The organism is Azospirillum agricola, assembly GCF_020005195.1.
GTDB classification, from domain to species: Bacteria; Pseudomonadota; Alphaproteobacteria; order Azospirillales; family Azospirillaceae; genus Azospirillum; species Azospirillum agricola.
The window spans coordinates 466,645-490,462 of the sequence record NZ_JAIFZR010000002.1; the positions used below are offsets into that span (position 1 = coordinate 466,645).

21 protein-coding genes are annotated in these 23,818 nt (G+C 69.4%); 7 read left to right on the plus strand and 14 right to left on the minus strand.

Annotation, left to right across the window (positions count from 1 at the left end):
- Window positions 1-40 precede the first annotated feature (40 nt).
- The 6 genes from JN22_RS34755 to JN22_RS04975 all read right to left on the minus strand — a co-directional run bounded on the left by JN22_RS34755 (window position 41) and on the right by JN22_RS04975 (window position 8,437).
- The gene (locus JN22_RS34755; protein WP_085552850.1) at window positions 41-2,644 is read right to left on the minus strand and encodes a methyl-accepting chemotaxis protein; all 2,604 of its coding nucleotides are present in this window, start codon (window positions 2,642-2,644) and stop codon (window positions 41-43) included.
- Between the two features lie 321 nt (window positions 2,645-2,965).
- Window positions 2,966-4,027 (minus strand): aldose epimerase family protein, encoded by a 1,062-nt coding sequence (locus JN22_RS04955; RefSeq protein ID WP_085552851.1) that lies wholly within the window; start codon window positions 4,025-4,027, stop codon window positions 2,966-2,968.
- Between the two features lie 22 nt (window positions 4,028-4,049).
- Entirely contained in the window at window positions 4,050-5,813 is a 1,764-nt protein-coding gene (gene araD / locus JN22_RS04960) for an L-arabinonate dehydratase (RefSeq protein WP_085552852.1), read from the minus strand.
- A 606-nt stretch (window positions 5,814-6,419) separates the two neighbouring features.
- Window positions 6,420-6,728 carry a DUF2834 domain-containing protein gene (locus tag JN22_RS04965; RefSeq protein ID WP_211099568.1) on the minus strand — a complete coding sequence of 103 codons (309 nt, stop codon included), beginning with the start codon at window positions 6,726-6,728 and terminating at the stop codon, window positions 6,420-6,422.
- Window positions 6,729-6,826: 98 nt separating this feature from the next.
- Window positions 6,827-7,531 carry an SDR family oxidoreductase gene (locus tag JN22_RS04970; RefSeq protein ID WP_143268192.1) on the minus strand — a complete coding sequence of 235 codons (705 nt, stop codon included), beginning with the start codon at window positions 7,529-7,531 and terminating at the stop codon, window positions 6,827-6,829.
- Between the two features lie 177 nt (window positions 7,532-7,708).
- Window positions 7,709-8,437: a FadR/GntR family transcriptional regulator gene (locus JN22_RS04975; RefSeq protein ID WP_085552855.1), complete on the minus strand. Its 729-nt coding sequence runs from the start codon at window positions 8,435-8,437 to the stop codon at window positions 7,709-7,711.
- A gap of 266 nt (window positions 8,438-8,703) precedes the next feature.
- On the opposite strand from JN22_RS04975, the gene JN22_RS04980 reads away from it, so the two are divergent.
- Both JN22_RS04980 and kdgD read left to right on the plus strand, forming a co-directional pair.
- The gene (locus tag JN22_RS04980; protein ID WP_085552856.1) at window positions 8,704-10,164 is read left to right on the plus strand and encodes an NAD-dependent succinate-semialdehyde dehydrogenase; all 1,461 of its coding nucleotides are present in this window, start codon (window positions 8,704-8,706) and stop codon (window positions 10,162-10,164) included.
- Window positions 10,165-10,198: 34 nt separating this feature from the next.
- On the plus strand, window positions 10,199-11,110 hold the full coding sequence (gene kdgD / locus JN22_RS04985) for a 5-dehydro-4-deoxyglucarate dehydratase (RefSeq protein ID WP_085552857.1): 912 nt from the start codon (window positions 10,199-10,201) through the stop codon (window positions 11,108-11,110).
- 124 nt (window positions 11,111-11,234) lie between these two features.
- On the opposite strand, the gene JN22_RS04990 is transcribed toward kdgD, so the two are convergent.
- Complete coding sequence (locus JN22_RS04990; protein WP_143268148.1) at window positions 11,235-11,582, minus strand: hypothetical protein; 348 nt, start codon at window positions 11,580-11,582, stop codon at window positions 11,235-11,237.
- Between the two features lie 277 nt (window positions 11,583-11,859).
- On the opposite strand from JN22_RS04990, the gene JN22_RS04995 reads away from it, so the two are divergent.
- Window positions 11,860-12,237: an endonuclease domain-containing protein gene (locus tag JN22_RS04995; protein ID WP_085552859.1), complete on the plus strand. Its 378-nt coding sequence runs from the start codon at window positions 11,860-11,862 to the stop codon at window positions 12,235-12,237.
- Here JN22_RS04995 and JN22_RS05000 read toward each other — a convergent pair.
- Window positions 12,215-14,419 carry a methyl-accepting chemotaxis protein gene (locus tag JN22_RS05000; protein ID WP_085552860.1) on the minus strand — a complete coding sequence of 735 codons (2,205 nt, stop codon included), beginning with the start codon at window positions 14,417-14,419 and terminating at the stop codon, window positions 12,215-12,217. The two genes, JN22_RS04995 and JN22_RS05000, sit on opposite strands and share 23 nt — an antisense overlap.
- A gap of 563 nt (window positions 14,420-14,982) precedes the next feature.
- Here JN22_RS05000 and JN22_RS05005 point away from each other — a divergent pair.
- From JN22_RS05005 to JN22_RS05020, 4 genes are all read left to right on the plus strand, one after another.
- Window positions 14,983-15,978, plus strand: coding sequence for a TRAP transporter substrate-binding protein (locus tag JN22_RS05005; RefSeq protein WP_085552861.1), 996 nt, complete (start codon window positions 14,983-14,985; stop codon window positions 15,976-15,978).
- 80 nt (window positions 15,979-16,058) lie between these two features.
- Window positions 16,059-16,598 (plus strand): TRAP transporter small permease, encoded by a 540-nt coding sequence (locus JN22_RS05010; RefSeq protein WP_143268149.1) that lies wholly within the window; start codon window positions 16,059-16,061, stop codon window positions 16,596-16,598.
- Window positions 16,589-17,872, plus strand: a complete 1,284-nt coding sequence (locus JN22_RS05015) for a TRAP transporter large permease (protein WP_085552862.1) — start codon at window positions 16,589-16,591, stop codon at window positions 17,870-17,872. Before JN22_RS05010 ends, JN22_RS05015 begins: the two co-directional genes overlap by 10 nt.
- Window positions 17,873-17,997: 125 nt before the next feature.
- On the plus strand, window positions 17,998-18,330 hold the full coding sequence (locus JN22_RS05020) for a cupin domain-containing protein (RefSeq protein WP_085552863.1): 333 nt from the start codon (window positions 17,998-18,000) through the stop codon (window positions 18,328-18,330).
- Between the two features lie 158 nt (window positions 18,331-18,488).
- Here JN22_RS05020 and JN22_RS05025 read toward each other — a convergent pair whose 3' ends face one another.
- The 6 genes from JN22_RS05025 to JN22_RS05050 all read right to left on the minus strand — a co-directional run bounded on the left by JN22_RS05025 (window position 18,489) and on the right by JN22_RS05050 (window position 23,641).
- Window positions 18,489-19,205: a FadR/GntR family transcriptional regulator gene (locus JN22_RS05025; protein ID WP_085552864.1), complete on the minus strand. Its 717-nt coding sequence runs from the start codon at window positions 19,203-19,205 to the stop codon at window positions 18,489-18,491.
- Window positions 19,206-19,367: 162 nt separating this feature from the next.
- Window positions 19,368-20,123, minus strand: coding sequence for a GntR family transcriptional regulator (locus tag JN22_RS05030; protein WP_085552865.1), 756 nt, complete (start codon window positions 20,121-20,123; stop codon window positions 19,368-19,370).
- On the minus strand, window positions 20,123-21,049 hold the full coding sequence (locus tag JN22_RS05035; protein WP_085552866.1) for a sugar kinase: 927 nt from the start codon (window positions 21,047-21,049) through the stop codon (window positions 20,123-20,125). Before JN22_RS05035 ends, JN22_RS05030 begins: the two co-directional genes overlap by 1 nt.
- Before the next feature lie 4 nt (window positions 21,050-21,053).
- The gene (locus JN22_RS05040) at window positions 21,054-21,995 is read right to left on the minus strand and encodes a 2-hydroxyacid dehydrogenase (protein ID WP_085552867.1); all 942 of its coding nucleotides are present in this window, start codon (window positions 21,993-21,995) and stop codon (window positions 21,054-21,056) included.
- 16 nt (window positions 21,996-22,011) lie between these two features.
- Window positions 22,012-22,854, minus strand: a complete 843-nt coding sequence (locus tag JN22_RS05045; protein ID WP_085552868.1) for a fumarylacetoacetate hydrolase family protein — start codon at window positions 22,852-22,854, stop codon at window positions 22,012-22,014.
- Between the two features lie 46 nt (window positions 22,855-22,900).
- On the minus strand, window positions 22,901-23,641 hold the full coding sequence (locus JN22_RS05050; protein ID WP_085552869.1) for an SDR family oxidoreductase: 741 nt from the start codon (window positions 23,639-23,641) through the stop codon (window positions 22,901-22,903).
- Window positions 23,642-23,818 lie beyond the last annotated feature (177 nt).

Here is a 23,818-nt window from a genome sequence, read left to right on the forward strand (position 1 = left end):
CGCCGCCCTCGTCAACCCGCTTCGGCCGGGTTCGGTTCCGTCAGCCGGCGCGCATCCGGTTGACCAGCGTGTCGACCTGGGAACCGAGCGAGCGCACCTCGTCGGCCACCGTGGAGGAGGCGGTCAGCACGCGGTTGGCCGATTCGCCCGACTCGGCGGCGGCGCTCGCCACCGAATCGATGCTGTGGCGGACATGCTGGGTGCCGTCGGCGGCCTCGCCGACGTTGCGGGCGATCTCGCGGGTGGCGGCGCTCTGCTCCTCCACCGCGGCGGCGATGGTGGCGGCGATCTCGTTGATGTCGCGGATGGTGCCGGCGATGGAGCGGATGGCGTCGACCGCCTCGCGCGTCACCGCCTGCATCGCCGCGATCTGGCCGGAGATCTCCTCGGTCGCCTTGCCGGTCTGGTTGGCGAGGCTCTTGACCTCGCTCGCCACGACGGCGAAGCCCTTGCCGGCCTCGCCCGCCCGCGCCGCCTCGATGGTGGCGTTCAGCGCCAGCAGGTTGGTCTGGCTGGCGATGTCGTTGATGAGCTGGACCACCTCGCCGATCTTGTTGGCGCTCTGGGCCAAGCCTTCCACCGTGCGGTCGGTGCGCTCGGCGTCGTCGGCGGCCTTGCGGGCGATGCGGCTCGACGCCGTCACCTGGGCGCCGATCTCCTGGATCGAGGCCGACAGCTCCTCGGTGGCGGCGGCGACCGCCTTGACGCTGCCCTCGGCCTGCTGCGAGGTGCTGGCGGCGGTGGCCGCCTCGCCGGTGGTGGTTTCGGCGTTGCGGCTCATGCGCTGGGCCATGTCCTGCATCTCGCCGGCCGCGCGCGACACGCGGTCGAGCACCGAGCGCACGCTGCTCTCGAAGGTCTCGGCCATCTCGACCATGGCGCGGCGGCGTTCCTGGGCGGCGCGGCCGCGCTCGGCCTCGGCCCGCGCGTCGGCCTCCTTCGCCTGGTTGGCGGTGTCGCGGAAGACGATCAACGCCTGCGCCATGTCGCCGATCTCGTCGGCGCCGGGCTTGGGGATGGCCGTGTCGAGGTCGCCGCCGGCGATGGCGCGCATGGCGTCGGAAAGCTGGCTGATGCGGGCGACGATGCTGCGGCCGACGACGAACCAGGCGAGCGCCGCGGCGCCGATCAGGCTGGCGGCGGCGAACAGGATCATCATGAGGCGGCCGGAACCGATGGCGGCGGTCGCCCCGGCGGCGGCGCTGTCCGCCTCGGCCTTCATCGCGGCGATCTGGCGGTCGACGGTGACGGCGAACTGCTGGGCCAGCTGGCGGTTCTGGTCGAGCACCCCCTCGTTGTCGGAGATCGCCGCCAGTTCGGCGCGGCGCAGCGCGAAGATGCCGGCCTCGCCCTTGCCGAAGGCGGCCAGCGCCTCGGCGGCCCTGACCAGCTTGGGCAGCCCGTCGTCGCCGGCGCGGCCGAGCAACTTGATGCGGTCGTCCAGCTCCTTGGCGGCGGCGGCGTAGCGGGCCTCCAGCGCCTTCAGCCGCTGGCCGTTCGGCGCCTGCGCCGCCTCGTTCAGCGCGCTGGTCAGGGCGTTGCCGTGGGTCGACAGCTCCAGATAGGTGCGGAAGCGGGTCAGGCCGTCACCCAGCAGATCCTGCATGGAATCGCGGGTCTGCGAGCGGACGTTGACGCTCGACAGCTTGATCTCGGCCTTCAGCCGCATCAGCGGCGACTCCATCTGGTCGAGAAGGCCGAGCTGCCGTTTCTGCGCATCGGCGAGACGCTCGTGGATCCGGGTCATCAGGGGGATGCGGTCGGCCTCGGCGGCCTCCAGGAACCTGCGCCGCAGATCGAAGATGCCCTGCTCGCCGTCGCCCAAGGTGAAGAACTCGTCGAGCGCGTCGGTGGTCTGCGTGCTCAACCGGCTGCCGACCTGGGCGGTGGCGCTGACCAGACGGGCGGCGGCCTCCAGGTAGGATTGCTGGTGCTGGGTGACGGCGGGGCCGTCGATGGCGGCGGCGGCGCGGCTCATCGATTCCGACGCGGCGGCGATGTCGCCGCGCAGCTCGTACAGGCTGATCAGCGAGCGGATGGCGTCGGCCAGCGCGTCCATGTCGCGCTCGGTGCCGGAATCCAGCTCGTCGCCCTTGCTGCGCAGGGTGGTGCCGGCCTTCTCGGTCAGCGGGGCGAGCGCCGCCAGGAACGCGTCGTAACCCTTGGTCAGTTCGGACAGCGTCTCGTCGCGCTTGGCGCGCACGGCCAGCCGGCGCTCGACGGCGGCGTTCTCGGCCTCCAGCGTGGCGATCAGCGCGGTGGTCTTGGCGCGGACGTCGGGCAGCATCGGGTCGCCCGGCCGGCGCGCCTCAAGCTCGCCGACCAGCCCGACCAGCGCCTTGCCGCGCCCCATGATCTCGGAGAAGAGGTGTTCGCGGGCGGTCTGGTTCTCGGCGGCGTCCAGCGTCGGGGCGGCGGCGGCGATCCCCCCGCTCTCGCCCGACAGGCGCTTGGCCAGCTCCATCTCCGGCAGGCTGGTGCCGACGATCCGGGTCAGCGGCGCCTCGACCGCCGAGAAGGACGTCAGCCCGACGCCGCTGGCCGCGACCGTCATGCCGGCCATGCCGGCGAACGCCAGCAGAAGCTTCGCGCGCACGCCGAAGCGGCGGCTCTGGACGGGCGTGGACTGTTTGGCGATGGTCATGCTCTGCAACTCCTCCCGGCATCGTTCTAGTGCCTGGGCATACCGCCCGCCTGTTGTCTTTTTCAGCGCTCTCTCGGGAAACGGCGACGCCCACGCTTCGCGTCCCTAATTGATTGCTATACCAACTATACACCCGTGTGGTTGACAGAATCTTACGGAGACACCCCCTACTTTCGTTAAGTCGAGGGGCAGGGAAAATCCTCATGCCCGTGCTCGGCACGGGCATCCACGGGCAAGCCCCAGGGGGCCGCGCGGACGGCCGGGACGAAGTCCGGCCGTGACGCAGGACGAGCGGACGACGCGGCGGCTCCGCGCGATGGATCAGCGCACGCCGAAGCGGTAGGCGATGACGCCCCGGAAGGTCTCGCCGGGATCGAGAACGGTCGACGGAAAGTTCGGGTGGTTGGGCGCGTCGGGGAAGCGCTGCGGCTCGATGCACAGGCCGCCACGGCGGACGAAGGGCACCCCGCCGCGCCCGACGTCGCGCGGCGCCACGCCGGTCAGGAAATTACCGGAATGGAGCTGCGCCCCCGGTTCGCTGCTGCTCACCTCCAGCAGCCGGCCGGAGACGGGCTCCTCCACCGTGGCGACCGGCCCGAAGGCGCCCGGCGGCTTGTCGATCACCATGTTGTGGTCGTAGCCGCTGCCGAAGCGGATCTGCTCGTCGTCGGCGTCGATGCGCTCGCCGATGCGATGCGGCGTGGTGAAGTCGAACGGCGTGCCGGCGACCGGCCGGATCTCCCCGGTCGGAATCGCGGTCGCGTCGGTCGGGGTGAAGGCCCGCGCGTTCATCGTCAGCACATGGTCGAGGATCGTGCCTGCGCCGGCCAGGTTGAAGTAGGCATGGCCGGTGAAGTTGACGATGGTGCGGCGGTCGGTGACCGCCTCGTACTCCATCCGCAGCGTGTCGCCGTCGAGCCGGTAGGTGACGGCGGAGCGCAGTTCCCCCGGATAGCCCTCCTCGCCGTCGGCGTAGGTCAGGCTCATGCGGACGGCGCCGGGGCCGAGCCGCTCGCTGTCGAACACGCGGAAGCGGCTGCCCTTGACGCCGCCATGGATGTGGTGGGCGCCGCCGTTGCGGGCGAGTTGATGCTCCACCCCGTCCAGCGTGAAGCGGCCGTCGGCGATGCGGTTGGCGAAGCGGCCGATGAAGGCGCCCATCGACGCCTGCCCGTCCATCACCGACCGGATGTTGTCGTAGCCGAGCACCACGTCGCCGGGCACCCCGTCGCGGTCGGGGGCGAGGATGCGGACGATCCGCGCGCCATAGTCGGTCAGGTCGACGGAGACCCCGCCGTCGCCGGTCAGGGTGTGGAGGTCGGTCGGCTTGCCGTCCACCTCGGTCCGGAAGGCGGCGGGATCGAGGGCGACGGGGTGCGGCATGGCGGGTCCTTCCGGCAAATCGTCAGTGGATCTCGGGCTCCGGCACCGCCTCCCCCGCCTGGAGGAAGTCGAAGTCGCAGCCCTCGTCCGCCTGCCCGATGTGGCGGCTGAACAGCGCGCCGTAGCCGCGCGGGTAATGCGGCCTGGGCGCCACCCAGTCGGCGCGGCGCCGCGCCATCTCCTCGTCGGACACGTGAAGATGGATCCGGCGCAGGGCGATGTCCACCTCGATCAGGTCACCGGTGCGCACGAAGGCGAGCGGCCCGCCGATGAAGGATTCCGGGGCGATGTGCAGCACGCAGGCGCCATAGCTGGTGCCGCTCATCCGCGAGTCGGACAGGCGCAGCATGTCCCGCACGCCCTGGCGCAGCAGCGTCTTCGGGATCGGCAGCATGCCCCATTCCGGCATGCCCGGCCCGCCCTGCGGCCCGGCGTTCTGCAAGACCAGCACATGGTCGGCGGTGACCTCCAGATCCTCGCGGTCGATCTCGGCGGCCATGTGGTTGTAGTCGCGGAAGACCAGCGCCGGGCCGGTGTGCTTCCACAGGCGCGGCTCGGCCGCCGCCGGCTTCATCACGCAACCGTTGGGGGCGAGGTTGCCGCGCAGCACCGCCAGCCCGACCGCCGAGGACACCGGGTTGTCGAGCGGCCGGATCACGTCCGGCAGATGGGTCCTGGCGTCGGCGATGTCGTCACCCAGCGTGCCGCCGTTGACCGTGCGCTGGGTCAGGTCGAGCTTGCCGCCCAGTTCCTTCAGCAGCGCGCGCAGGCCGCCGGCGTAGTAGAAATCCTCCATCAGGAACTGGCCGGACGGGCGGACGTTGGCGATCACCGGCACCTCGCGGGCCAGCGCGTCGTAATCGTCGATGCCGAGGTCGATCCTGGCCCGGCGCGCCATGGCGACGGTGTGGATGATGCCGTTGGTCGAGCCGGCCATCGCCAGCGAGGCAACGATGGCGTTCTCGAAGGACTTCCGGGTCAGGATGTCGGAGGGCTTCAGATCCTCCCACACCATGTCGACGATGCGCCGGCCGCTGTCGCCGGCCATGCGCGGGTGGTTGCTGTCGGCCGCCGGGATCGAGGAGGCGTTGGGCAGGGTGAAGCCCAGCACCTCGGCGATGGCGGTCATGGTGGCGGCGGTGCCCATGGTCATGCACACACCATGGGAGCGGGCGATTCCGTTCTCGATCTCCTCCCACTCGCGCTCGCTGATGGTGCCCGCGCGCTTCTCGTCCCAGTATTTCCAGACGTCGGAACCGCTGCCGAGGATCTTGCCGCCCCAGTTGCCGCGCAGCATCGGCCCGGCGGGGACGAAGATCGCCGGCAGGTCCATGCTGATGGCGCCCATCAGCAGGGCCGGCGTGGTCTTGTCGCAGCCGCCCATCAGCACCACGCCGTCGATCGGGTTGGAGCGCAGATGCTCCTCCGTCTCCATCGCCAGGAAATTGCGGTAGAGCATCGAGGTCGGCTTGGCGTAGGTCTCCGGCACCGACATGGCGGGCAGCTCGACGGGGAAGCCGCCGGCCTGCCAGACGCCGCGCTTCACATCCTCCACCCGCTGCTTGAAATGGGCGTGGCAGGGGTTGAGGTCGCTCCAGGTGTTGACGATGGCGATGACCGGCTTGCCCGTGAAATCCGCCGCCGCGTAGCCCATCTGCCGCACGCGCGAGCGGTGGCCGAAGGAACGCAGATCCTGCACGCCGAACCAGCGGTGACTGCGCAGGGATTTCGGGTCGCGGGACTTCGGATCGCGGCCAGGGTCGCGGCCAGGGTCGCGGGTCGTCATCGGGGAAACCTCCCACCGGAATGTCTTGTTGGTTTTGAACCTGTCAGACAAAATCACAGATAGGCGGATTGGAGCAAGGATCAAATGCGGCGGCGGGACACCTTCCGCCAGACGGAAGATGACGGCAGCGGTGTGCCTCAGGCTTTAGAGACTATGAAAAACATGGAGTTCCAGAAAATTCAGGGGATTTTCTCCGAAGGCACCCAGAACGGATGCGGCGGAGGCCCTTGCTCAAGACGATGAAATGATCCGCGAAACGAACATAATATGTTTGACATCCGACAAGCGCTCCGCTATCCCTGTGGACGCTGGCGGTCACGAGCGCTTCCCGACCGCCGGCTGGTCAGACGCTGGAGTCGCCGCCGCCGGGTTCATGGTCCCACCCGGTGCTCTCCCCCTTGCGCGCGGCTCGGTCCACTCGGGCGCCCCTTCGGATGAAGGCGGCGCCCGATTTTTTCCGGACGGAGTGCCAGGCCGACCGGAGAAAGAGGCGTGGTTTCAATTGCCCCTGCTTGGGAATGACCACAGCCAGACAGAGCGTTTCACACCATCGAGCGTCGGACTCTTGATGGGGGTGCGACAAGCAGGTCTTGGAAATTCACGCCTTCAATCCTGCTCACGCAAATACAGGTAGAGCGGAAACGCCAGCGACAGGCCAACGAAAAAGCTTGCCGGAAGAATCAGCCACCACCGCGCGACGTTGTTCTTGGCCGCATCCCGCCATGACCATACCCAGAATACGACGATCGTGATCAGCACATCGGCGGAGAAGCCGCCGGCCGCGCCGTTTACAAACAGGGATTGCAGGAAGAGCGGAACATCAATTCCATGCACCGCAAAGAAAGATCCGAAGAACATCCAAGGGACCATTGTTCCGGCCACAGCCATGGCCAAATAGAAATTCCTCGCGCTCACGCGTCCCTTCCTTCGCTGCAAACCCCAGAACCTGGGAGCGGTCTCTTGTTCGGCACAGAATGTCCGGGTCATGGCCGCGCAATCTTTCCGGCCGCCCCTCAGACCGACCGGGTGATGCCGCCGTCGACGCGGATGTTCTGGCCGGTGATGTAGCCGGCGCCGGGCGAGGCCAGGAAGGCGATGGTCGCGGCGACCTCCTCGCTTCGGCCGTAGCGCTGCATCGGGATGCGCTGGCGGCGCTCCTCGGTCTCCGGCAGGCTGTCGATGAAGCCGGGCAGCACGTTGTTCATGCGCACGTTGTCGGCGGCGTACTTGTCGGCGAACAGCTTGGTGTAGGAGGCCAGCCCGGCGCGGAACACGCCCGAGGTCGGGAACAGCGGGTCGGGCTCGAAGGCGGCGAAGGTGGAGATGTTGATGATCACCCCGCCCCGTTGCCCGATCATGATCGGCGCCACCAGCCGGGTCGGCCGGATCACGTTCATCAGATAGACGTCGAGGCCGGTGTGCCAGTCCTCGTCCGACAGGTCGAGGATCGGCGCGCGCGGGCCATGACCGGCGCTGTTCACCAGGACGTCGATGCGCCCCCAGCGCTCCATCGCCAGATCCACCAGACGCTTGAGGTCGTCGTTGGAGCGGTTCGACCCGGTGACGCCGACGCCGCCGAGTTCCCGCGCGAGCGCCTCGCCCTTGCCCGACGACGACAGGATCGCCACGCGGAAGCCGTCCGCCGCCAGCCGGCGCGCCGCGTCGGCGCCCATGCCGCTGCCGCCCGCCGTCACCAGGGCCACCTTCTCCGGCGCCACGTCTTCCATCGACATCCCGAAACCCTCCCGAAGCTGTTGAAGCGGGCACGAAACCTTGCCGTGGCCGCTGTTCACACGGTTACGATAGGGGCGGGGCGACACCCGCTCAAACCAGATTTTCGATCCCGATTCATTAGAAAAAATAGGGCGTGAACGATCCTGCGGGCGCCACCGTCCTCACCCCTGCCGGCTGTTGGCCTCCCAATAGCCGCGCAGGCGCTCGCGGCTGCCGGTCAGGTGCAGGCGCATGGCAGCGCGCGCGGCGTCGCTGTCGCGGCGGACGATGGCGTCGAACAGCCCCCAATGCTCGTCGTTGATGCGGCGCAGATAGGCGTCGCGCGGCTCCGCGGCGAGGCGGAAGGTCTGCACATGGGTGCGCGGGATCAGCACCGAGCCGAGATACTGGAACAGCTCCAGCATGTAGCGGTTGCCGGTCGCCTCGGCGATGGCGCGGTGGAAGTCGAGGTCGTGCGACACCGCGTCCTCCCCCGCCTCGACCGCCGCCGCGATGCGCTCCAGGGCGGCCCGCATGGCGGCGATGTGGCTGTCCTTGCGGCGCTGGGCGGCGAGCGCCGCCGCCTCCGTCTCGATGCCGATGCGCAGTTCCAGCACCGACATCACCTCGTAGACGACGCCGAGGTCGGCCTCGTCGATGCGGAAGGGCGGCACCGGCGCCGGCTCCGGGGCCTGCACGAAGGCGCCGACCCCCTGGCGGGTCGCCACCAGCCCGCCAGCCTTCAAATTGGAGATCGCCTCGCGCACCACGGTGCGGCTGACGCCGAAGGATTCGATCAGCTCCTGCTCGCTCGGCAGCTTGGCGCCGGGCGGGAACTCCCCGCCCTCGATCCGCGCGCGCAGGGCCGTCACCAGTTGGGAGGTCAAGGTTTCCCGCCGCTGCAAGCTCATCGTCGCGTCCTTTCCTGCCCGCCCCACGGCCTCGTCTCGGTTCGTGGTATCACTTATCATGTCAAGTTACAAGAAAGACCGCGTTCGCGGCTCGTGATCGGCGCAACCAAGGGCCTACTTGTATGACGACACGATGTCGTGTAACACTTCGATCATCCGAGCCTCGGCAGCCCGACGCCCCACCCCGGTCACGGACGCTGCGCAAAACCAAGAGGCCGGGCAGGCCCGCCCGACCCGTGGGCCGTTTCAGCTTGGGAGAGCGCGTCATGGCCCATCACGCCTACGGGGATCCGAACTTCTTCATCGACGGCGAGTGGCTGGCGCCGCCCGACGCGGCCCGCGCGCCGGTCCTCAACCCGGCGACCGGCGAGACGCTGGCGCGGGTGCCGCTGGCGACGGCCGCCGACCTCGACGCGGCGCTGGACTCGGCCCGCCAGGGCTTCCAGGTGTGGCGCCGGGTGCCGGCCTACGACCGCGCCAAGCTGCTGCGCCGCGCCGCCGAGCTGATCCGCGAGCGGCTGGAGCACATCGCGCTGGTCCTGACGCTGGAGCAGGGCAAGCCGCTGGTCGAGGCGCGGGCCGAGGTCGCCGGCTCCGCCGACATGTTCGAATGGTTCGCCGACGAGGGGCGCCGCGCCTGCGGCCGCGTCATCCCGGCCCGTCAGCGCGGCGGCCGCCTGACCGCCGTCCGCGAGCCGGTCGGCCCGGTCGCCGCCTTCACGCCGTGGAACTTCCCGGCCATCACGCCGGCCCGCAAGATCGCCGCCGCGCTCGCCGCCGGCTGCTCCTGCATCCTCAAGCCCGCCGAGGAGACGCCGGCCACCGCGCTGGAGCTGGCCCGCGCGCTCGACGACGCCGGCCTGCCGCTCGGCGTGCTGAACGTCGTGTTCGGCGAGCCGGCCGAGGTGGCGGAGCGGCTGATCCGCTCGCCGGTCGTCCGCAAGGTGTCCTTCACCGGCTCCGCCGCCGTCGGCGCCCGCATCGCCGGTCTGGCGGCGGAGGGCGTCAAGCCGGTCATCATGGAGCTGGGCGGCCACGCCCCCGTGGTGGTCTGCGAGGACGTCGACGCCGACGCGGTGGCCGCCCTGTCGGTCGCCGCCAAGTTCCGCAACGCCGGCCAGATCTGCATCTCCCCCACCCGCTTCCTGGTCCATGAGGCGGTGTTCGACCGCTTCGTCGCCCGCTTCGCCGAGGCCGCCCGCGCGCTGACCGTCGGCGACGGGCGCGACCCGGCCATGCAGGTCGGGCCGCTCGCCAACCGCCGCCGCCTCGACTCCATGGAGCATCTGATCGGCGACGCCCGCGACCACGGCGCCCGGCTGCTGGCTGGCGGCGCCCGCATTGCCGGCCCCGGCCTGTTCTTCCAGCCGACCCTGCTGGCCGACGTGCCGGTCGAGGCCGCCGCCATGTCCGTCGAGCCCTTCGGCCCGCTGGCCCTCGTCAACCGTTTCTCCAGCCTCGACGAGGCGCTGCGGGAGGCCAACCGCCTGCCCCAGGGCCTCGCCGCCTACGCCTTCACCCGCTCCGCCCGCCGGGCCGCCGACCTGTCGGACGGGCTGGAAAGCGGGCTGGTCGGGCTGAACAGCTACGGCATCGCCTTCGCCGAGGCCCCCTTCGGCGGCGTGAAGGAGAGCGGGTACGGCAGCGAGGGCGGCGTCGAAGGGCTGGACGCCTATCTCATCACAAAAACCGTCGCCGAGCTTCCCGCCGATTTTCCGACGGAGTGAGCCGGCACGCCACCCCTGAAAGGTCCCCGTTCCCATGGAGCCGCAAGCCCTCAAGGCCGCGCTGTCGTCCGGTCTGCTGTCCTTCCCCGTGACCGATTTCACCGCCGACGGCGCCTTCGACGCCGCCGGCTACGCCCGCCGTCTGGAATGGCTGGCCCCCTACGGCGCCAGCGCCCTGTTCGCGGCCGGCGGCACCGGGGAATTCTTCTCGCTGACGCCGGGCGAGTACGGCGATGTCGTCGGCACCGCCGTCGCGGCCAGCAACGGGCAGGTGCCGATCATCGCCGGCACCGGCTACGGCACGCGGCTGGCGGTGGAGCTGGCGCGCAAGGCCGAGGATCTCGGCGCCGCCGGCCTGCTGGTGCTGCCCCACTACCTGACCGAGGCCGACGAGGAGGGGGTGTCGCGCCATGTCGAGGCGATCTGCAACGCCGTCGGCGTCGGGGTGATCGTCTACAACCGGGGGGTCTGCCGGCTGGGGCCGGATTCGCTGGCCCGGCTGGCCGACCGCTGTCCGAACCTCATCGGCTTCAAGGACGGCATCGGCGACCTGGAGCTGATGATCCGCATCCGCCGCCGCATGGGGGACCGCTTCAGCTACCTCGGCGGCCTGCCGACGGCCGAGTTCTTCGCCAGCGCCTACAACGCCATCGGCGTGCCGGTCTATTCGTCGGCGGTCTTCAACTTCATCCCGCGAACGGCGCTGGAGTTCTACCGCGCGGTGATCGCGCGGGACGACGCGACGGTGAACCGCCTGCTGGAGGGCTTCTTCGTGCCCTACGCGGCGATCCGCAGCCGGCGCCCCGGCTACGCGGTCAGCATCGTCAAGGCCGGCGCCCGTCTGGTCGGCCGCGACGCCGGCCCGGTGCGCACCCCGCTGGTGGATTGCAGCGCGGAGGAATGCGCGGCGCTCGCGGATTTGATCGAGACGCTCGGGCCGCAGTGACGCGTCGGCCAGGGGGACGGCCAGGAGGGGGTGGCCAGGAGGGGACGGCCGAGCTTGCCGCCTCTCCACGAAGCGCCCCGCCGCGACGCTGGGTGACGTCAGGGCGCTCCGCAGTCCGGCGGGCCTACCCCCGCGCCGCCAGACGCTCCGCGTCCTTCAACGCTCCCCACGCCAGACGGCGGGTGATGGAGGCGCCTTCGGGCGGACCGGCGAACAAGGACTCATCCCTTTCGCACTCGATGCTCCACAGCGCGAACAGCCGCACCGCCAGACCGCCGGCGGTCCGGGCCGGTGTCTCGGCGATGCGGTCCTCCATCGTGCAGATCCGGTGGATCTGGTCGTCGGTGGCGCCGTGCAGGCCCCAGCTGGGGCCGTGGGTGTCGCGCAGCAGGACCATGTAGGCTTCTCCCAGCCGAATCAGTTCGAGGTCCTGTTCGTTCGGGGAAGCTGTGCTACTGTCGGCATCAGCCATGATCGAAGCTCCTGTATCAGCTTGGGTTGTGGTCAGGCCGGGCGGGGTGTTGGCGCACTCCGTTCGGCCGCCGGACGGACGCGTTTGGCGACGCGTCATCCGTGCGTGTGCAATCCTAGGGCATCGACGGGCGGCTGTCACCCCTCCGCTTAGAAGCCCCTCTCCCGCAAGGGGAGAAGGGCTATCCGCTTTCATGGGGGTGGATTTTTGCAAACAGGAGCTATGCAGGATCCGCACATATTCTTGAAGGACGGCATGTCGCTTGACGCCTACAACCATGACCGTCCAACGCGCGCGCACTCTGCGCCAAACGACGACCGAAGCGGAAAAGCTGCTGTGGCATGGTCTGCGCGACCGGCGGCTCAACGGCCTCACGTTCCGCCGCCAGCAGACCATCGACCGCCAGGTCGTCGATTTCCTTTGCCATGAAAAGCGCCTGATCGTCGAGGCCGACGGCAGCCGGCACAGCCCGCAAGCGGACGGCCCGCGCACCGCCTTCCTCGAAGCCCAGGGCTATCGGGTTCTTCGTTTCTGGAACCCGGAGAGCCTGGCCAATCTGACCGGCGTGCTTGAAACCATTCTGGCCGCCGCGGAAGATCGCTCTGCCCCTTCTCCGGAGCAGAGCGATGTCCTCAGGCCGACCGCACCTGCTTGAGGAAGCGGTCGATCTGCTGGAGCAGGTGCGAGGTTTCGCTCGACACTTGCCCCGCGACCGACAGGACGTCCTGCGCCGACTGGCCGGTCTGGCCGGCGGCGGTGCGCACCATGCCGATGTTCTCCGACGCCTGCGCCGTGCCGCCCGCCGCCTGCTGGACGTTGCGGGCGATCTCCGAGGTCGCCGCGCCCTGCTCCTCCACCGCCGCGGCGATGCCGGTGGCGATGTCGTTCAGCCGGGCGATGGTGGCGCCGATGGTGCGGATCGCCTCCACCGCCTCGCCGGTCGCCTGCTGCATGGCGCCGATCTGGCTGGCGATCTGGTCGGTGGCCTTGGCCGTCTGGCTGGCGAGCTGCTTGACCTCGCTCGCCACCACGGCGAAGCCCTTGCCGGCCTCGCCGGCACGGGCCGCCTCGATCGTCGCGTTCAGCGCCAGCAGGTTGGTCTGGCCGGCGATGTCGGTGATCAGGTCGAGCACCGCGCCGATCCGCGCGGCCGCCCCGTTCAGCTCGCGCATGGTGGCGTCGGTGCGCTCGGCGTCGCGCGCCGCCTGGCCCGCGATGGTCGCCGATTCGGTGACCTGACGCGAGATCTCGGTGATCGACAGCGACAGCTCGTGCGCCGCCGAGGCGGCGCTGTCGACGTTGCTCGACGCCTGTTCCGCCGCCGCCGCCGCGCTGCCGGCCTGCCGCGAGGTGTCCTCGGCCGTCTCGACCATGGTCGAGGCGGTCTGGTGCATCTGGGTCGCGGCGGCGGACACGTTCTCCACCACCATCTTCACGCCGCTCTCGAACTGGTCGGCGATGTTCAGCATGGCTTGGCGGCGTTCGCCGGCCGCCTTGACGCGGTCCTGCTCGGCCTGGAGGCGGGTTCCCTCCATCTCGCGCGCGGTGTCGCGGAAGACGCGGAGTGCCGCCCCCATCTCGGCGATCTCGTCGTGCCCGTCGAGCGCGATGTCGGCGTCGAGGTCGCCGGACGCGATGCGGCCCATGCCGGTCTTCAGCGCCATCAGCCGCTGCACCACGCTGCGCCCGACATAGAGCCAGACCACCAGGATCGACACGACGATGCTGACGACGCTGACGGCGATCTGGGTCAGGCGGCTGTTGTCGAGCATCCGCCCGGTGGCGGCGCTGGCGGCGGCGATGCCGCTCTCCTGCCGCTGCACCATCGCGGCGATGCCGGCGGCCATGGTCTCGGCCAGAGCGTGGTTGCCCTCCAGCAGCTTGCGCGACTGCTCCAGGATCTCCAGCTCCTTGCGCCGCGCCTCGATCAGCGCGTCGCCGCCGAGCGCCGTGGCCCGCAGGATCGCGGTCTGGGCGGTGGCGACCTCGCCCAGCCGGTCGGGCAGCTCGGTCGCCGCCCCTTCCAGGTTGGCGAGGATCAGGCCGAGCCGGGTCTCGATGATGGTCAGCCGCTGCTCGTCGGTGACGCCGACGGCCTCCAGCAGCATGTTGCGGGCGCTGGCGGCCTCCTCGATCACCGAGGCCAGCGGCTTGGCCCGCTTCGCCACGTCGACCAGCACCGCGGCGGCGTTGCGCAGCTCCTCGGGCTTGGCGCCCGGATTGGCCAGCGTCTCGCGCGCCTCCTGCTCCTCGTTGAACAGGACGGTGCGCCAGGGGGCGGTGAATTTCTGGAGCTGGGCGTCGGCCTCCAGAATCCTGGGCAGCAGCGTGGCGCGGCGCTGGGCCTGGGCCACCCGCTCGCCGGCCGCCGCGTCGAGCTGGACGAGGTTGCCGAGCAGGTCCTTCGACGCCGCCTCGATGGTGGCGAGCTGGTCGCCGCCGGCGCCAGCGGCGCGCAGCCGGTCGAGTCGGGCGGCGAACTCCTCCTTGGCGTGGCGGATGCGGGCGGAGACCTCCTCGCGGCCCTTCGGGTCGGCGGCGGAGGACAGCGCCGGGGCCAGCGCCACCAGACGTTCGGCCTGCTGGGCGACGGCCATGCCCTCCTTCATGGCGGGAACGGCCTGCCCGACGATGACGTCGATGGTGGTCCGCACGTTGGCGTAGCCGGACAACGCCACCGCCGCCGCGATCAGGGTGCCGGACAGCACGACGCCGATGGCGATCATCAGCTTGCCGCGCAGACCCGAATACCAGTGCGTCACCACCCCGCCGCCCATTCCGGAGCCACCGGCGGTCCCGCGATGCCGGGGCGCCGTGTTCGCCGCATTGTATGACATCTCTTCCTCCCCAAAGCCTGTGCGGCGGCCCTTTCCGGGTCTCGTCGCACCAAGTCATCTTACCACTTGACCACTTGAACGCAACGCGACTAGAGTAACCTTCAGCAAGGCAAACCAACCGAAGTCCCAACAAAAGCAGCGTGCGTGGCGCCCAAGGACATGCCCCCGGAATCGGGGACCGCCATCATGCGACCCATCATCGTTCGATACAGGTGTTCGCTAGGCGGCGGTCATGAACTTGGGTCGACAATCCCCGCACCGGGACATGAAAGCCGAGAAAAGCCTAAGAAATAAATAAGGAGTATCCACAATCCGTCCGCCCAAATTCCGGATACCGGGAAGAACGATTGGGAAATGCCCAGACGGGCGCCCGGTCGAGCCCGTACGGATGCGGATGGGTTGCATGGGTTTCCATTCTGAATTGTGATTTTGTCATTTCTCAAAGCTCACCGGATCGGGATCCGCAGCGGAAATCCGCGGCGACCGCCCCTTCCGGCGCACGACGAGACGCGACCGCGACCGCCCCGCCGAGGGCCGCGCGAACAAAAACGGAGGAGACGTTGATGTCCGGGTTGTTTCGTTCACTGGCCGTCGCCGCGGCCCTGACCTTCGGCGCCACGGTCGCCCTGGCCGTCGGCCAGACCGCGCAGGCGCGTGATTTCCGTTCCGCCGACATCCACCCGGCCGACTACCCGACCGTCGAGGCGGTCAAGCAGATGGGCAAGACCCTGGCCGAGCAGACCGGCGGCAAGCTCGGCATCCGGGTCTTTCCCTCGGGCGCGCTCGGCACCGAGAAGGACACCATCGAGCAGCTCAAGCTCGGCGGTCTCGACATGATGCGCATCAACGTCGGCGCGCTGAACAGCGTGGTGCCGGAGACCATCGTCACCGTGCTGCCCTTCATCTTCCGCGACACCCAGCACATGCGCACGGTGCTCGACGGCCCGATCGGCGACGACATCCTGAAGTCGATGGAGGCCCAGGGGCTGGTCGGCCTCGCCTTCTACGACAGCGGCTCGCGCTCCTTCTATACGGTGAAGAAGCCGATCACCTCGCTGGCCGACTTCAAGGGCCTGAAGATCCGCGTGCAGCCGTCGGAGCTGTTCGTCGGCATGATGAACGCGCTCGGCGCCAACGCCACCCCGATGCCCTACGGCGAGGTCTACACCGCACTGAAGACCGGCATCGTCGACGGCGCCGAGAACAACTGGCCGAGCTATGAGTCCTCCCGCCACTTCGAGGCGGCGAAATACTACAGCCTGACCGAGCATTCGCTGGCCCCCGAGGTCGTCGTCTTCTCCAAGGTCATCTGGGACCGGCTGTCGAAGGACGACCAGGCGCTGATCCGCAAGGCGGCCAAGGAGTCGGTGCCCTTCATGCGCAAGCTGTGGGACGAGCGCGAGATCAAGTCGCGCAAGATGGTCGAGGACGGCGGCGCCCAGATCACGCAGATCGCCAACAAGCAGGAGCTGATCGACGCGATGAAGCCGGTCTACGCCAAGTTCGCCGACACGCCGACGCTCCAGGGCCTCGTCAAGCGGATCCAGGACACGAAGTGATCCGATCGCGCGGGGAACCGGCGGACGGCCCTTCGCTGGACGGCCCGCCGGCTCCCGCGCCGAACTCCATCGGAGCAACCATGATGCAAGACTGCTTGGTGGAAGACGGCGTCCGGGCCCAGCCCCGGAGGCTTCTGACACAGCTCAATAGACTGCTGGCGCGGGCCAGCACGGTGATCGCGGTCGTCGGGCTGCTGTGCATCGTCGGAATCGTCTTCTACGAGGTCGTCGGGCGCTACGTCTTCAACCAGACCCCGACCTGGGCGGAAAGCCTGGCGCTGGTGCTGGTGCTCTACGTCACGCTGCTGGGCGCCGCCGTCGCCGTGCGCGACGCCGGGCACATCGGCATGGACTCGATCCTCGTCCTGCTGCCGCTGCATGTGCAGCGCTGGTTCGAGATCCTGATCCACCTGCTGGTCGCCTTCTTCGGCGCCGCCATGGCCTACAACGGCTGGGTGCTGGGGATGTCGGTCGCCCACTACCTGATCCCCAACCTCGGCCTGCCGGAAATCGCGCGCTACATCCCGCTGTCGGTCTCCGGCGTGCTGATCGTGCTGTTCTCGGTCGAGCACACGCTCGCCCTCCTGCGTCATGAAGAGGTCGAGCCGACATGGAACTGATCGTCCTCGCCGTATCCTTCTTCGGTCTGCTGATCCTCGGCGTGCCGGTCGCCTTCGCCATCGGCCTGTCGTCGCTCTTCACCATCATGTACGAAGGTCTGCCCTACGCCGTCATCTTCCAGCAGATGACGTCCGGCATGAACATCTTCTCCTTCCTTGCCATTCCCTTCTTCGTCTTCTCGGGCGAGCTGATGCTGCACGGCGGCATCGCCGACAAGATCGTGACGCTGGCCCGCAACATGGTCGGCCACATCCGCGGCGGTCTCGGCATGGCGAACGTCGTCGCCTGCACGCTGTTCGGCGGCGTCTCCGGCTCGCCGGTGGCCGACGTGTCGGCCATGGGGTCGGTGATGATCCCGATGATGAAGCGCGAGGGCTACCACACCGACTACGCCGTCAACGTGACGACGCACGCGGCGCTGGTCGGCGCGCTGATGCCGACCAGCCACAATTTGATCCTCTATTCGCTGGCGGCGGGCGGCAAGGTGTCGATCGGCTCGCTGATCGCCGCCGGGCTGATGCCGGTGGCGGTGATGACCGCCTGCATGCTGGCCGCCGCCTATTTCGTGGCGGTGAAGCGCGGCTACCCGGCCGGCCGCTTCCCCGGCTGGCCGGCGGTCCTCGGCTCCTTCCTGCACGCGCTGCCCGGCCTGTTCGTCGTCGCCATCATCCTCGGCGGCATCCTGCTCGGCATCTTCACGGCGACGGAGGGCGCCTCGGTCGCGGTGGTCTACTCGCTGCTGCTGACGGTCTTCGCCTACCGCACGCTGTCCTGGGAGAAGTTCGTCTATGCGACGATGAAGGCGGTCAAGACCACCGGCGTGGTGCTGCTGCTGATCGGCGTGTCGACCATGTTCCAGTACCTGATGGCCCTCTACAGCGTCGCCGACCTGACCGGCGAGATGATGGCCAACCTGTCCTCGAACCCGCTGGTCATCTTCCTGATGATCAACATCATCCTGTTCGTGCTGGGTACCTTCATGGACATGGCGAGCACGATCCTGATCTGCACGCCGATCTTCCTGCCCATCGCCCAGGCCTACGGCATGGACCCGGTCCAGTTCGGCATGGTGATGCTGATCAACTGCGCGCTGGGCCTGAACACCCCGCCGGTCGGCACCACCCAGTTCGTCGGCTGCGCCATCGGCGGCATCTCGGTGGGCGAGGTGATGAAGACCATCCTGCCCTTCTACGCGGCGCTGATCCTGGCGCTGGGGCTGGTGACCTACGTGCCCGGCTTCTCCATGTGGCTGCCGCATCTGCTGATCCACTGAGCGCGCTCGGGCGATGCCGGGGGTTTCCCTCCCCCCGGCGCGTTCCTTCCCCAGGCCCGGCCCATCCCCGATGAGCCGGGCTTTTCCTTCCCCGCTTTCCTTTTCCTGTTCGAAGGACACCCGCGATGAAGATTCTGGCCAGTGCGGCGCAAGAGACGCCGGTCATTACCCCCGAGGGCGCCGAGCGCCGCGTTCTGAGCTATGGCCCCGGCCTGATGCTGGTGGAGTTCACCTTCAAGCCCGGCACCGTCGCGCCGATGCACAGCCACCCGCATGAGCAGGTCGGCTACATCGTCTCGGGCGCCCTGGAACTGACGATGGACGGCCATGGCACCGAGATTCTGGGCGCCGGCGCCAGCTATTACGTGCCGCCCGGCACGATGCACGGCGTGACCATCCTGGAGCCGACCGTGCTGGTCGACGCCTTCACGCCGGTGCGGGAGGATTTTTTGGGGTGAGGTGGTTTCCGGCCTGGACCGATGTCTTCCGTCATGACCGGGCTTGTCCCGGTCATCCACGCGGAAATTTGAGATTTGCCCGTGGATGCCCGTGCCAGGCTCGGGCATGACGCGTTCCGGGACGCGTGCTCCTGCTGCTCCCTTTCGGGGAGACGCCGTCACACGTCCTGCTGCTGGTCGGTGATCCGCTGGCGGGCGCGGTTGATGTGGTAGCGCATGGCGAGGTTGGCCGCCTCGGCGTCGCCCATGGCGATCGCCTCGTAGATCCGGCCATGCTCGTCGAGCACGCGGCGGCTGCGCTCGGCCGAGCCCTGCGCGGTGATGTTCAGCGCCACCACCATGGAGTTCTCGACGGCGGCGTGCAGCGTCTCCAGGATCGAGACGAACAGGTCGTTGCAGCTCGCCTCGGCGACGGCGCGGTGGAAGGCGAAATCGGCGGCGCTGGCCGACGTGCGCGTCTCGAAGGCGCGGGCGAGGTCGTCGAGCGCCGCCTTGATCTGGGCGAGTTGCTCCGGCGTCCGCCGCTTGGCGGCCAGCGCCGCCGCCTCGCCCTCCAGCGGCACGCGCAGCTCGTAGCAGCGCAGCATCCCGGCGACGTCCGACGCGCTGCCCAGCGCGATCAGCCCCTGCGGCGGGCGGCGCTGCACGTAGGTTCCCGAGCCCTGGCGGGCGACCACCAGACCGTCGGCCTGGAGCAGCATCATGGCTTCCCGCACCACCGGGCGCGAGACCTCGAACATCAGGCAAAGCTCCTTTTCGGACGGGAGCTTGTCCCCCTCCTTCAAGGTCCCGGAGACGATCTGCTCCAGTATCTGTCCGTAGAGCTGGTCGCCCAGGCGTTCCTTGCGCTTGGGCTGCAACTTCAAACCGGCCATCGTCGCCCTTCCTCACACCCAAATCCCGCGCGGAATCCTGCGCGCTCCAAAGATCATGTTAGCAGACAAGTTAACATATAGGAACGCGGAAACGCCGAAGGGCGGGCGTCCCGAAGGCCGCCCGCCCGATCAAGCCAGAAGCTTGCCGAAGAATGAAGCGTTTTATGAAGCGGCCGGCGGCACCCGATCGTCGATGAAGCTGTCGGGCTCCTCGACGCGGTAGGCGTCGATGTCCTCGCGCAGCTTCTCCAGGTGATGCTTGATCGCCCGCGCCGCGGCGTCCGCGTCATGGGCGGCGATGGCGGCGACGACCGCCGCGTGCTCGGCGACCACCCGGTCCATGCGGCCGGGCTCCGGCAGCGTCAGCCGGCGGTAGCGGTCGATCTGCACCTTGACCTGCTGGATCATCGCCCACACCCCCGGCAGCCCGGCGACCTCCGACAGGGCGGCGTGGAAATCCTCGTCGGCGAAATGGAAGCCCTCGCGGTCGCCGGCCGCCGCCATGGCGCGCTGGCGCTCGATCAGGGTGGCGAGGTGTTCGGCCTGCTCCGGCGTGGCGCGCTGGGCGGCGTGGCGGACGCTGGCCTCCTCCAGCGCCGAGCGGATGATGATGGTCTCCGGCAGGTCGGACAGCGGGATGCGGGCGACGAAGGTGCCGGATTGCGGGAAGACCTCGACCAGCCGTTCCGAGGCGAGCTTCAGCATCGCCTCGCGCACCGGGGTGCGGCTAACGCCGTGGGCCTGGGCCAGATCCTTCTCGCTGATCGGCTCGCCCGGCTTGCGGTGCAGGCTGACGATCTCGGCGCGAAGCTGCTGGTAGACCTGCTGCGCCGCCGTGGTTCCGCGCTCGCGGAGCGCCGCCGCCGGTTTGGGCGCCCGGCGCCGCGCCGGGGCGGGTGCGTTGCCGGGCGCGTCCATCACAGGCTTCCCTTCAGGCCGGCGGTGGCCTCGGCCGGGACGATGGCGCCCGGATGGCCGATGACGATGCCGGCCAGCCGGTGGCCGAGCCGAGCCGCCTCGGCGATGCCCCGGCCCGCCTGACGCGCGGCGAGGTAGCCGGCACAGAAGCTGTCGCCCGCCGCCGTGGTGTCGACGATCCGCTCGACCTTCGTCGTCGGCACGGTTTCGACCGCCCCGCCCTGCTCCCAGACCAGGCAGTCGTCGCCGCCGCGCTTCACCACCACCTCGGTGGCGCCGGCGGCGCGCCAGCGGGCGACGATGGCGTCCGCCGGCTCGTCGCCGTAGAGCAGCGCCTCGTCCTCGACACCCGACAGCACGATGTCGACCCGGCCGGCCAGCGCCTCGTAGGCGGCGCGCGCCACCTCGAGGGTGGGCCAGCCGCGCGGCCGCAGGTTGGTGTCGAAGGCGACCCTGGCCCCGGCGGCGCGCGCCTTGTCGAGCGCGTCGTGCAACCGCTGCCGTCCCTCCTCGCCGTAGAGCGACAGCGAGATGCCGGACAGCATCAGCAGGCCGTATTCCGGCAGCGCCTCGACCAGCGGCCGGGCGTCAGGGTGGGTGAACAGCTCGCGCGCCGGGGCGCGGTCGCGCCAGTAGAAGAAGGAACGCTCGCCCTTGTCGTCGGTCTCGATGGCGTAGAGGCCGGGCAGCCGGCCGGGCAACCGGACGACGCGGCCGGTGCCGATGCCCTCCGCCGCCCAGGCCGCCAGCATGTCGGCGCTGTAATGGTCGTCGCCAAGCAACGTCACGTAATCGACCGGCACGCCGAGCCGGGCCAGATACAGCGCGCAGTTCAGCGTGTCGCCGCCGAAGCCGAAGCGGGCGGGGCCGAAGCCGCTGCTGCGCAGCTCCAGCATGCATTCCCCGATGGCCGCGATGCGTTTCATGGTCTCAGACTTCCTTGGCGGCGGAATGGGCGGCGGCGAAATGCGCCAGCAGATTGTCACGCATGACGTGGCCCATGCGCGCCCGCGTCTCGGTGGTGGCGCTGCCGACATGGGGCAGCAGCACGATGTCGGGGTGGCCGACCAGCTCCGGGCGCGGGTTCGGCTCGTTGCGGCAGACGTCCAGCCCGGCCCCGGCGAGGGATCCTTCGGCCAGCGCCGCCAGCAGCGCGTCCTCGTCCACCACGCTGCCGCGCGAGACGTTGACGACCACGCCGTCCGGCCCGAGAGCCCGCAGCACCTTGGCGTCGATCAGGTTCAGCGTCGCCGGCCCGCCGGGGCAGCAGACGGCGAGGATGTCGGAGTTCGCCGCCAGTTCCACGGCGGTCGCGTGGTAGGCATAGGGCGCGCCGGGCTTGGGCTTGCGGTTGTGGTAGGCGATGGACAGGCCGAACACCGCCGCCCGCACAGCGATGGCCTCGCCGATGTGGCCCAACCCGACGATGCCGAGCCGCTTCCCCTTCAGGCTGCGCGACAGCGGGAACGGCCCCTTGGCCCAGTTGCCGTCCAGCACATGGCGCTGTGCCGCGGCGAAGCGGCGGACGCTCATCAGCATCAGGGCGATGGCGGTGTCGGCCACCTCCTCGTCGAGTGCCTCCGAGCTGTTGGCGACCACCAGCCCGCGCCGCTTCGCCGCGTCGAGGTCGATGTTGTCGATCCCCGCGCTGTAGGAGGAGATGATCTCCAGATTGGGCAGCGCCTCCAGCAGCGCCGCGTCCACCTTGGCCGGCTCGCGGCTGGCCATTCCACGGATGCGCGGCGCCAGATCCGCGAAGCCGGGGGAGCCGATGACCTCGGGTCCGTGCAGGGTGAAGTGCCGTGCCAGATCCTCGGCCACGCCGGGCGGCATGGTCGCGGAGAGCAGGATGTCGATGCCCGATCGGTTCATTCCATCAACCTTGAAGTCAGCCTTGGATCACGCTCTGGCGCTGGGTGCCCAGCCCCTCGATGCCCAAGGTAACGACATCGCCGGCCTTCAGGTAGACCTGCGGCTTCTGCCCCAGCCCGACGCCCGGCGGCGTGCCGGTGGAGATGATGTCGCCCGGTTGCAGCGACATGAACTGCGACAGGTAGGACACCAGATAGCGCACCCCATAGACCATGGTGGCGGTGCTGCCGTTCTGGTAGCGGTGGCCGTTGACCTCCAGCCACATCGGCAGCGCCTGCGGATCCTCGACCTCGTCCGGCGTCACCAGCCAGGGGCCGGTCGGGCCGAAGGTGTCGGCCGACTTGCCCTTGGTCCACTGGCCCTGGCGCTCGGCCTGGAAGGCACGCTCCGACACGTCGTTGATGACGCAATAGCCGGCGACATGGTCCATCGCCTCGGCTTCCGAGACGTATTTGGCGGTCTTGCCGATGACGACGCCCAGCTCGACCTCCCAGTCGGTCTTCTCCGAGCCGCGCGGGATCTCGATGTCGTCGTTGGGGCCGACGATGGCGCTGGTCGCCTTCATGAAGATGATCGGCTCCGGCGGCACGGTGGCGCCGGTCTCCGCCGCGTGGTCGGAGTAGTTCAGGCCGATGCAGATCATCTTGCCGGTGCCGGCCACGCAGGGCCCGAGGCGCGGATCGCCCTCCACCAGCGGCAGCGAGGCCGGGTCGATGGCCTTCAGCCGGGCGATGCCGTCGGGCAGCAGCGCGGCGCCGGCGATGTCGGCGACATGGCCGGACAGGTCGCGGATGCGGCCCTCGGAATCGAGGAGGCCCGGCTTTTCCTGGCCCGGCGGGCCGTAGCGAAGCAGCTTCATGGAGGGTGTCCCGTGGTGTGTCGTGGTGTCGTCGGGCGGTCTGTCGTCAGGCGGTCCAGCCGCCGTCGATCACATGGATGGCGCCGGTCGTGTAGGCCGCCGCGTCGGAGGCAAGATAGACGACCAGCTCGGCGATTTCCTCCGGCTTTCCGAAGCGGCCGACCGGCTGGCGGGCGATGAAGGCGGCGCGGGTCGCGTCATAGTCGCCCTGGGCGCGCAGACGCTCCTCCAGCGAGGGGGATTCGACGGTGCCGGGGCAGATGGCGTTGCAACGGACGCCGCGCGCCACCGTGTCGGCGGCGACCGACTTGGTCAGACCGATGACGGCGGCCTTGGTGACGCTGTAGGCGAAGCGGTTGGGCACCGCCTTCACGCTCGACGACACCGAGGACATGTTGACGATCGAGCCGCGCCCGCGCTCCAGCATGCCGGGCAGCACGGCACGGATCATCCGGTGCATCGACTTGACGTTCAGGTCGAAGCTGAAGTCGAGCGCCTGCTCGTCGCAATCGAGGATGGTGCCGCTGTGGACGAAGCCGGCGCAGTTGAACAGCGCGTCGACCGGCCCGATGGCGGCCACCGTCTCGGCGACGGCGCCGCCGTCCAGCACGTCGAGCCGGCGGGTGGTGATGCCGGGGACGCCGGCGAGGTCGGCGAGCCGTTCCTCGTTGATGTCGAGCGCCCAGACCTGCGCGCCCTCGCGGGCGAAGGCTTCCGCCGCGGCGCGGCCGATGCCCTGGGCTGCGGCGGTGACGATGGCGGTCTTGCCGTGGAGTCTTCCGGGCATGGTTCGTTTCCTGTGATCGACGATACCCTCTCCCGCCCCGGGAGAGGGAGGGGACCCGCGGCGTTAGCCGTGGGGAGGGTGAGGGACTATCGGGCGTGCGGCTTCATCCATGCCACCGATCACCCCTCACCCTTCCCGCTTCGCGGGCCCCTTCCCTCTCCCGGGACGGGAGAGGGA